At 39.2% G+C, this 10,731-nt stretch carries 9 protein-coding genes; all 9 read left to right on the plus strand.

Translation table 11 applies throughout. The features are described from left to right. Positions 1 to 27: 27 nt before the first annotated feature. The 9 genes from coxB to FPQ13_RS07440 all read left to right on the plus strand — a co-directional run bounded on the left by coxB (position 28) and on the right by FPQ13_RS07440 (position 10,077). Positions 28 to 1,221 carry a cytochrome c oxidase subunit II gene (gene coxB / locus FPQ13_RS07400; RefSeq protein WP_144088703.1) on the plus strand — a complete coding sequence of 398 codons (1,194 nt, stop codon included), beginning with the start codon at positions 28 to 30 and terminating at the stop codon, positions 1,219 to 1,221. Between the two features lie 48 nt (positions 1,222 to 1,269). Continuing rightward, a complete protein-coding gene (ctaD, locus tag FPQ13_RS07405) occupies positions 1,270 to 3,135 on the plus strand; it encodes a cytochrome c oxidase subunit I (protein ID WP_144088704.1) in 1,866 nt (621 codons plus the stop codon). Continuing rightward, positions 3,128 to 3,748, plus strand: a complete 621-nt coding sequence (locus FPQ13_RS07410) for a cytochrome (ubi)quinol oxidase subunit III (RefSeq protein WP_144088705.1) — start codon at positions 3,128 to 3,130, stop codon at positions 3,746 to 3,748. Before ctaD ends, FPQ13_RS07410 begins: the two co-directional genes overlap by 8 nt. A 3-nt stretch (positions 3,749 to 3,751) precedes the next feature. After that, positions 3,752 to 4,084 (plus strand): cytochrome c oxidase subunit IVB, encoded by a 333-nt coding sequence (ctaF, locus tag FPQ13_RS07415; protein WP_144088706.1) that lies wholly within the window; start codon positions 3,752 to 3,754, stop codon positions 4,082 to 4,084. A 255-nt stretch (positions 4,085 to 4,339) separates the two neighbouring features. Beyond that, positions 4,340 to 5,353, plus strand: coding sequence for an ABC transporter ATP-binding protein (locus FPQ13_RS07420; protein WP_144088707.1), 1,014 nt, complete (start codon positions 4,340 to 4,342; stop codon positions 5,351 to 5,353). Continuing rightward, positions 5,334 to 6,302 (plus strand): ABC transporter ATP-binding protein, encoded by a 969-nt coding sequence (locus tag FPQ13_RS07425; RefSeq protein WP_144088708.1) that lies wholly within the window; start codon positions 5,334 to 5,336, stop codon positions 6,300 to 6,302. The genes FPQ13_RS07420 and FPQ13_RS07425 overlap by 20 nt, the downstream gene beginning before the upstream one ends. Before the next feature lie 46 nt (positions 6,303 to 6,348). Further along, the gene (locus tag FPQ13_RS07430) at positions 6,349 to 8,052 is read left to right on the plus strand and encodes an ABC transporter substrate-binding protein (protein ID WP_144088709.1); all 1,704 of its coding nucleotides are present in this window, start codon (positions 6,349 to 6,351) and stop codon (positions 8,050 to 8,052) included. An 81-nt stretch (positions 8,053 to 8,133) separates the two neighbouring features. After that, positions 8,134 to 9,135, plus strand: coding sequence for an ABC transporter permease (locus FPQ13_RS07435; protein WP_144088710.1), 1,002 nt, complete (start codon positions 8,134 to 8,136; stop codon positions 9,133 to 9,135). Between the two features lie 78 nt (positions 9,136 to 9,213). Beyond that, entirely contained in the window at positions 9,214 to 10,077 is an 864-nt protein-coding gene (locus FPQ13_RS07440; RefSeq protein ID WP_186279594.1) for an ABC transporter permease, read from the plus strand. Positions 10,078 to 10,731 lie beyond the last annotated feature (654 nt).

The raw sequence follows: 10,731 nt of genomic DNA on the forward strand, positions 1-10,731 counted from the left end.
ATAAGAGAAAGAGAGGTATCCAAAGACATGAAAGGTTTGACTAGTAAGTTTAAAGCCGTAGGTGCTTTAATGACTCTAGCGCTTATTTTGTCAGGTTGTGGTGAGGAATTTCTAAGTGCGCTCCGTCCACAAGGACAAGGTGCAAGTGATATTCTTAGCCTGATGATTTTAAGTATCGCTGTCATGATGTTTGTTTTCGTAGTAGTTATGGTCATTTATGTATTTGTAATTTTAAAATTCCGTCAGAAAAAAGGACAAGAGGACTTTATACCGGAACAGGTTGAAGGAAGCCATACGTTAGAAACATTATGGACAGTTGTTCCAATTTTCCTTATTTTGATTTTAGCTGTACCAACCGTACAATATACCTTCTCCTTGGTAGATACTTCGCCACAAGTAAGTGCTGAAGGTGAAGAAGATCAAATTTGGATAAACGTAACTGGTAAACAATACTGGTGGCATTTCGAATATGATGGAATGGACGTCACTACAAGTCAGGAATTATACATTCCAACTGACCGCCGTGTATTCCTATCATTGCATTCAGAAGATGTCATTCACTCTTTCTGGGTTCCTACATTACAAGGTAAGATCGACGTAAACCCAACAGGTAACCGGAATGAAATTTGGATAGACGCTGAGAAAGAAGGCGTTTACTGGGGTAAATGTGCTGAGTTCTGTGGACCGTCACACTCATTGATGGACTTCAAAGTAGTTGCAGTAAGCCCTGGAGAATTTGAACAATGGGTAAAAGACATGCGTAACATTGATCCGGAAGCAACACCAGAAAGTGAAGTTGCTGCAGCTGGTCAAGAAGTTTTTGCTAATAACTGTATGTCTTGTCACGCTAACGGAACTTCTCCAAACAAAATCGGGCCGAACGTGTCCAACTTTGGTGACCGTGAGCGAATTGCAGGAGTTCTTGAATATAACAAAGAAAACTTAATTGAATGGATTGAAACAAAAGGTAAAGATATGAAACCTGGAAACTTGATGACAAGTGCAGCTTACGACCTTTCTGATGAAGAGTTGGAACAAGTAGCTGAATACTTAATGTCATTGAGCCCAAGTGAAATCACACCTGAAAATGCAAATGATAATGAATACATCGAATCTGATTTAAGTGATTTATTTGTTGATGAAGAAAAAGATGAAAGTTCTCAAGAAAAATCAGAGGAAGAATCTGAAGAAGATTCAGAAGAGGACTCTGACAGTAATTAATATAACTATATTTCAGATGAATAGAACTAACATAGGGAGGTTAATATCGTGAGTGCAACAGCTAATAAAAAAGCTGGATTCGGTTCCGTATTATGGGATTACTTAACCACTGTAGACCATAAAAAGATTGCCATATTGTACTTGTTTGGTGGATTCTTTTTCTTCATTCTCGGTGGTTTGGAAGCTATGTTGGTCCGAATCCAATTAATACAACCAGATAATAACTTTGTTTCGGCTCAGTTTTATAACGAATTAATGACAATGCATGGTACAACAATGATTTTCCTTGCAGCTATGCCGTTGTTGTTCGCTTTAATGAACATTGCGATGCCACTCCAAATTGGAGCACGTGACGTTGCTTTTCCATTTGTAAACGCCTTAGGTTTTTGGCTGTTTCTAGTTGGTGGTATTGTTGTTAATATTTCATGGTTTACAGGAGGAGCACCAGACGCTGGTTGGACTGCTTATACTCCATTATCGATATTCTCGGAAAGCCATGGACTTGATTATTATTCCATCGGTCTACAAATTGCAGGTTTTGGTACATTAATGGGTGGGATTAATTTCCTTGTAACAGTTATTACAATGCGTACTCCAGGTATGACGATGATGCGTATGCCACTGTTCTCATGGACAACATTTATTGCGAGTGTATTAATCCTATTTGCATTCCCTGCATTGACTGTAGGTCTGTTCTTACTAACATTTGACAGATTGTTCGGAGCAAACTTCTTTGATCCGTCCATGGGTGGTAACGTCATTATCTGGGAGCATTTATTCTGGATATTTGGACACCCTGAAGTATATATACTGATTCTACCGGCATTCGGTGTGTTCAGTGAAGTTATTTCAACATTTTCTAAGAAACGCTTATTTGGTTACTCTTCAATGGTGTTCGCGACCGTATTAATTGCCTTTTTAGGATTCATGGTTTGGGCACACCATATGTTTACAGTTGGTCTTGGACCAATCGCTAACTCAATTTTTGCGATTGCAACGATGGCGATCGCTGTTCCGACAGGGATTAAGATCTTTAACTGGCTATTTACAATGTGGGGTGGGACGCTCCGTTTCAACTCACCAATGTTATTTGCTTTAGGTTTTATCCCGTCATTTACGATTGGTGGAATGACAGGTGTTATGCTAGGTGCAGCAGCTGCTGACTTCCAGTATCATGACACATATTTCGTTGTTGCTCACTTCCACTATGTAATTGTGGGAGGAACTGTATTCGGAATTTTTGCAGGTTTAATTTATTGGTGGCCAAAAATGTTTGGTAAAGTACTCAACGAGACTATGAACCATTGGTTCTTCTGGCTATTCTTCATTGGTTTCCATTTAACGTTCTTTTTACAACATTTCTTGGGACTAATGGGTATGCCTCGTCGTTACTGGGTATTCTTGGAAGGCCAAGGATTAGATTTATTCAACCTAATTAGTACGATAGGTGCATTCTTTATGGCAGCAGGAACAATCTTGTTCATCTATAACATGATTTGGACTGCTCTGAAAGCACCTCAAGCTCCTGCAGATCCATGGGATGGTCGTACACTTGAATGGGCAATTGCTTCACCGCCACCATTCTATAACTTTAAACAGTTGCCATTGGTACGTGGATTGGATCCTTTATGGATTGAGAAGACTGAAGGCAATGGTAAGATGCAACCAGCTGAACCTCTAGGTGACGTTCATATGCCGAATAACTCATTCATTCCTTTCGTCATGTCTGTTGGCTTAGGTATTGCAGGGATCGGTATTATCTATCAAGTGGATAATCCAATGTGGTGGATTGTCGCTGCAATCGGATTTATCATCTTCTTCGGTAGCATGGCTGTCCGTTCCTTGAAAGATGATTTAGGTTATCATATTCACAAAGAAGATTTTGAAAAAGAGGGGGATGGTTCTAATGGCTGATGAGCTTTTGAAATCAACTAACTTGCCACATGATCCCGAAAGAGCCACCCTTGAAGGAAAAAACAAATTCTTAGGATTTTGGTTCTTCCTTGGTGGAGAAACAGTCTTGTTTGCAAGTTTATTTGGAACTTATTTAGCACTGAAAAATTCTCATTTAGACGGAGTCCCGGCCAGCGAGCTTTATGGCCTTGGACTAGTCTTCATCATGACAATGATTCTTTTGACAAGTTCCTTGACGAGCGTTTATGCGATTTATCACATGAAAAATAATGACCATAAGAAGATGATGCTTTGGTTAGGGATCACAGTTCTATTAGGTTTCTCTTTCCTCGGCTTAGAGGTTTATGAATTTTATCATTATGTAAATGATTACGGACATGGATTTACAACTTCAGCATTTTCATCAGCATTCTATGCTTTAGTTGGGTTCCACGGTGCTCACGTAGCATTCGGTTTAGGATGGTTCATCCTGTTGATGGTGAGAAACAGAAAGCGTGGCATCAACTTGTACAACGCACCTAAGTTCTATATCGCAAGTCTTTACTGGCACTTTATCGACGTTGTATGGGTGTTCATTTTCACAGTAGTTTACTTGATGGGAGTGGTAGGTTAAACTATGGCAAATCAAAATAATTCCACTAACCTAACTGAAAAAGACCTCTTCTACAGAGAAAAAAAGAAAGAGGAAATGAAACATCAAATTATTACCTTTGCGATGATGATCATTTTCACTCTTATTGCTTTCGGTATTGTAATGGCCGATGTTAGTAAATTGTTTACAATTCCAATTATTATTGTGTTGGCAATTGTCCAAGTTGGTTTCCAATTCTTTTACTTTATGCACATGAGTAACGAAGGACATAGCTGGCCAACAACGATGATCTTCTCAGGAATTTTTGCAGCATTTTTGACAGTATTAGCTCTTACCACCATTGTTTGGTGGGGATAATACCATAAAAATACGTTTATCAAAGAACCAACTACTCGATATAGAGTAGTTGGTTCTTTTTTTTGTTCATATCTATATAATATATTGTGCATTAATACACTGTTTGGGATTGTATTCAAGACGTTTGTTAGATTTCTATTCGAATAATTTTAATTATACTGTTGATAATTACCAAAGTTTTCTGTATATTATAATATAATTAACAATATTCAGTTTATTTACAAGGAGCACAAATCATTGTTGGAGGGGAACTTTATGTCTGAACCAATTCTTACAGTACAAGATTTACATACCCATTTTTTTACGGATAATAAAGAAGTTCCTGCTGTTGATGGTGTCAGTATTGATTTACATAAAGGAGAAGTCGTAGGAATCGTTGGGGAGTCTGGTTGCGGAAAGAGCGTAACTTCTTTATCCATCATGCAACTTGTTCCAAATCCCCCGGGCAAGATCGTTAATGGCAATATTTATTTTAAAGGAAAAAATTTGACCGATGCGTCCGAGAAACAAATGCGGAAAATACGTGGGAATGAAATATCTATGATTTTCCAAGAACCAATGACTTCATTAGACCCGCTTTTTACCATTGGAAATCAATTGATTGAAGCAATTCGAATTCATCAAAAGGTTAGTAAAAAACAAGCAAAATCATCTGCAATTGAATTATTGAACTTAGTTGGTATACCGAGAGCCAGTGAAGTTGTTGATGAATTTCCACATCAATTATCTGGTGGGATGAGACAAAGAGTCATGATTGCCATGGCTATGTCGTGTGATCCTGAGGTTTTAATTGCCGATGAACCAACAACAGCCTTAGACGTTACCATCCAAGCACAAATATTAGACCTGATGAGAAAGTTAAATAAAGAGAAACAGACTTCCATTTTATTGATTACTCACGATTTAGGCGTTGTTGCAGAGATGTGTGATCGTGTAGTTGTCATGTATTCAGGCAAAGTTGTTGAAGAAGGAACTGTGCGTGAAATCTTGAAAGACCCGAAGCATCCATATACAAAAGGTTTAATTCGGTCATTACCTAATATTAAAGCTACGGACCAAAAATTATACTCGATACCTGGAACGGTGATGCGTCCATCTTTAGACCAAGTTGGCTGTCGATTTGCACCTAGGTGCGATTACGCATTTGACCGCTGTTGGGAAGAGAACCCTGAACTGCTTGAGCAAGACACTGGTAGACAGGTCAGATGCTTTCTTTATGAGAAAGAGATAGAAAGAGGTGTACCTTCTAATGACAGAACCTATTCTTGAGGTCAGCCATCTTAAAAAGTATTTTGATATCAAAGGTGGTGTTTTTGGAAAAAGTGTCGGTGAAGTAAAAGCTGTTGATGACTTATCATTTACTGTGAATGAAGGAGAGATTTTAGGAATTGTCGGAGAATCCGGTTGTGGTAAATCGACAGCAGGAAAATCAATTTTACGATTAATTGAGCCAACGGATGGCTCCGTTAAATTTGAGGGTACGGATTTAACGGATTTAACGAGCGAAGAAATGAGGCAGCTGCGTAAGAACATGCAGATTATTTTTCAAGATCCATATGCTTCTTTGAATCCTAGACATAAGGTGGAACGAATCATTAGTGAACCTCTACTAGTTCACGGGATGAAATCATCAAAAGAACGTAAGGAACGAGTTAAAGAACTGCTTGAAATTGTCGGGTTAGAAGCTTATCACGCATCTAGGTACCCACACCAGTTCAGTGGTGGGCAACGTCAACGAATTGGAATTGCGAGAGCTCTTGCGAACAATCCAAAGCTAATTATTTGTGATGAACCAGTTTCCGCACTAGATGTTTCTGTGCAATCGCAAATTTTAAACCTGATGGAAGAACTAAGAGACAAATTTAAATTAACCTATGTCTTTATCGCCCATGACCTAAGTGTTGTTAAACATATTAGTGATCGTGTAGGTGTCATGTATTTAGGAAGAATGGTTGAATTAACAGACAAACATACATTGTTTGAAGATCCGAAACATCCATATACACGAGCTTTGATGTCGGCTGTACCTATTGCTGATCCAGATGTTGAACGGGAGAGAATTATTTTGGAAGGTGATGTACCAAGCCCTTCCAATCCTCCGACAGGTTGTGCATTCCATACGCGTTGTCCTTATGCGATGGACATATGTAAAGAGGTTAGACCTGAGTTTGAAAATGTTGATGATAAACATTTGGTAGCTTGTCACTTATATAATTAGTCAAGCGATCGATGTTTATATAAATTTAATAAAAGGGGGCTATTTAATGAGGTACCGATTAACACTTTTTCTTACTTTCATGCTAGCTATTACACTCGTGTTGGCAGCTTGTAGCGGAGATGAAGATGAATCCGCTGAAGAAGTAGATGCTACAGAATCGTCCGAATCAGATGGTGAAGAAACTGATGGATCAGAAGGTGAAGGTGATTCTGAAGCTTCTGGTGAAAGTGCAGGAGACCAAGTTCTTGTCTTTGCACGTGGAGGAGATTCAGAAAGCTTGGACTACGCAAGTACAACAGATGGAGAGTCCTCTCGTGTAACAAAGCAAATTTATGAGAGTTTGCTTGATTTTGAAAAAGATTCTTTTGAAGTAAAAGCAGGACTTGCACATGATTGGGAAGTTAGTGATGATGGGTTAACCTATACATTCATGCTTGAAGAAGGCGTAACTTTCCATGATGGAACAGATTTCAATGCTGAAGCAGTTAAGACGAATTTTGAGCGTTGGGCTGATCCAGATCATGAATTTGCCTTTACGGATGATGGATATGTTTATTCTATGTATGGAACGATGTTCGGTGGATTCAAAGGAGATGAAGGTCATGTGATTAAAGAGATTAACGTCGTCAATGACCATGAAATCGAATTTGTACTTAATCAACCGTTAGGGTTTTTCCTGCAAAACATGGCAATGAGCTATTTTGCAATTACATCGCCTCAAGCTCTAGAAGAGCATGGTGCATCGATTAATGAAAACCCTGTAGGAACAGGGCCGTTTAAATTCGTTAGTTGGAGTAAAGATGATTCAATTGTTCTCGAGAAATTTGAAGATTATCGCAAGGATGGCTTACCTAAACTAGATGAAGTCATTTTCCAAGTTGTCCCTGATAATGCAGCTCGCTTAATTGCACTGCGCTCAGGCGAAATTGATATTATGGATGGCTTAAATCCAGATGATGCAGCTGGAATTGAACAAGAAGAAAGTCTTGTGTTGCATACAAGAGCAGCCAACAACTTTGGGTATCTTGGTTTGAATACTCAAAAAGAACCGTTGGATGATCCATTGGTTCGTAAAGCGATTAACCACGCTATCGACCGTTCTGCTATCGCAGAAGCTTTATATGCTGGATATGCTCAACCAGCTGTAAACCCAGTACCTCCTGGTTACTTAGGGTATAACGATGAACTTGAATTATATGAGTATAATCTTGATAAAGCGAAAGAATTACTCGCAGAAGCAGGTTATGAAGATGGTTTAGAAATTGAGCTATGGACAATGCCTGTTGCACGTCCATATATGCCAGATCCTGAAACGGTCTCAGAAATTATTCAAAATGACTTAGGTAAAATCGGTATTACCGCTCAGATTGTACGTGAAGAGTGGGCACCATACCTAGAAAAAACAGCTGCGGGTGAACAAGAGCTTTATATGCTTGGTTGGTCTGGAACAAATGGTGATCCGGATTACTTCTTAAGCAGTCTATTGCACGGCTCTAACGCAGGTTCTAGTAACCGCTCTTTCTACAAAAACGATGAAGTAGATAAGTTACTTGATCAAGCGAAGCGAGCTGTTGATCAAGATGAAAGAGCAGATTTATACAAAAAAGCTCAAGAAATCATTTATGAAGAATCACCAATGATTCCACTCGTTCACTCTGAACCAGTGTTAGCAACTTCAAGCGATGTTAAAAATTATGTACCTCACCCTTCAACGAGTGAATCACTAGCAGAAGTAGAGTTAGATCGTTAATAAAATGAATAGGGCAGTAGAGAACCTCTACTGCCTTTCATTTTTATTTAAATGATACATAGAAAGGATTGAGGTGAAGACATGCTAGCATATACATCCCGTCGCTTACTTATGCTTGTTCCAGTTCTTTTTGGAATGACAGTTATTACGTTTTCAATCATTCATTTGATACCTGGAAATCCGGCTCAAACGATATTAGGCGAAACTGCTACAGAAGAAGCGATATCAAATTTGGAAGAAACGATGGGGCTAAATCGTAATTATTTCATCCAATATACCGCATATGTAGGTGATTTGCTTCAAGGCGACCTAGGTACTTCCCTCAGAACAAAAGCAAGTATTACCAGCGAAATCGGACCTCGATTGGCTGCAACGATGGAATTAACTTTCTTTGCCATGATTTTTGCCGTTTTTATTGGAATTAATGCAGGAATTATTAGTGCGTGGAAACAAAATTCATGGTTTGATTTTTTAGCGATGGTCTTCGCCTTAGTTGGTGTATCCATGCCTGTTTTCTGGTTGGCACTTATGGAGCAATGGTTATTTGCTCAAGAGCTAGGATGGCTACCGGCTTATGGTAGGCAAGAAAGTCGTAATCCGATCGATCCGATTACCCACTTTTATGTAATAGATTCTATATTACACATGGATATGAAGCAATTGATTACAACCTTGAAACATTTAGTTCTTCCAAGTATTGCTTTAGGAACAATTCCGATGGCAATCATTGCAAGAATGACCCGGTCGAGCATGCTCGAAGTGATGAAGTCAGATTATGTCAGAACAATTAGAGCTAAGGGGTCAGGGCAATTTTTAGTTATTTATAAACATGCTTTAAAAAATTCTATTATTCCTGTTTTAACGGTCATTGGTTTACAAGTAGGTGTCTTGCTCGGAGGCGCAATTTTAACGGAAACCATTTTCAGTTGGCCAGGAATAGGACGGTATGTCTATGAAGCAATTAACTACCGAGATTATCCTGTCATTCAGTCAGGCATTTTAGTCATTGCATTTTTGTTCGTCATTATTAATTTAGTTGTTGATTTGCTCTACGCATTTATAGATCCGAGGATTAAATATTAAGGGGGTAAGAAAATGCATAAAGAAGAGAAACAAGACACCCAACAAGCCGTTGCCAATCCACCAAATAAGAGACATCAAATGAATTCAGAAGAAATAGAAGAGACTACTCCTTTAAAAGAAACACTACAACAACTTAGGAAAAATCGGATGGCGATTACTGGATTTTTGATTATCGTTTTCTTCTTGATACTAGGAATTTTCGCCCCTGTTCTTACACCATACGGATTTGAAGATCAGGACCCTGTCAATCGGTTGCTGACACCTTCAGCGGAGCATTGGTTAGGTACAGATAATTTAGGGAGAGACATTTTTACTCGTATTGCCTATGGGGCAAGAATTTCTTTATATGTTGGCTTTTTTGCAGTAATTGGTGCATTAATTTTTGGTACATTACTTGGGATTTTCGCTGGATATTTCGGTAGATGGATTGATATGCTCATCTCTAGAATATTCGACATTTTACTCGCATTTCCTAGTATTCTTCTTGCCATTGCAGTAGTTGCAATTCTTGGATCTTCATTGGAGAATGCGTTAATCGCCATCGCAATCATTAATATACCTATTTTTGGACGTCTTGTTCGCTCAAAGGTTATCAGCCTGCGCGAAGAGGAATATGTTCTGGCCGCAAAGGCTCAAGGGATGAAGAACGGACGCATCATATGGTATCACATTCTACCGAACAGTTTAGCACCAATTATCGTTCAAGCTACCCTTGGATTCGGTACGGCTATATTGGAAGCGGCAGCTTTAGGTTTTTTAGGATTAGGTGCTCAACCACCGACACCTGAGTGGGGGAAAATGCTTGCAGATTCAAGAGACTTCCTTCAGCTTGCACCATGGACATTAATCTTTCCAGGTGTTTCAATTATGCTTGTCGTTTTAGGATTTAATCTAATCGGTGACGGATTAAGGGATGCGTTAGACCCGAAAATGAAAAGTTAGATAGAATCATTAAAAAAATAGAATGAATTCGTTTTACTTTATACTAAATCTTAAGCGAAATACACAACAGAAAGATATACAATGAACAACTCCCGAGCTATGCTGATCAAATTCAATCATAGTCGCGAGTTGTTTTTTCGTTACGAATAGTAATTCATCTTTCACAAACGCTTTATCAATTTAGGCGAGAAGACTCCATCCTCAGGCGAAGCCAGGGTGGAGATGAATCGCCTTCGGACAAGAGGCTGGGACAAATCAAAGTTATAAACTCAGAAACACGAACACCTATCTAACTTAGCGTAGGAAATATACGGAGACTTCTGCGGTCAACTAAATGCGGCCACGTCCTGTGGCCAACGTTGACACTAGCCCGTCCTGGGCGTCGAGAGCAAAAGCCTAGGTGAGACCCCGCAGTGCGAAGCACGAGGAGGCTCAACAGCTGCCCGCGATATAGAAGACACTGCGATTTATCGCAGATGTCGCCTTATGCCCTGTGGGTAAAAGCGCAGTATATTTCCGAAGCGGGTATTTCCGGCACGCTAAATTAGAATGTTCGTATCTGAATCAACTTTAAAGGTCTTGTCCGAAAATGAGGTTATTACTTCCCAAACACAATCTGGTAGTGTATAATAAGAACGTACGTTCCTTGTTAGG

The sequence above is a fragment of the Allobacillus salarius genome, from assembly GCF_007559425.1.
Lineage (GTDB): Bacteria > Bacillota > Bacilli > Bacillales > Alkalibacillaceae > Allobacillus > Allobacillus salarius.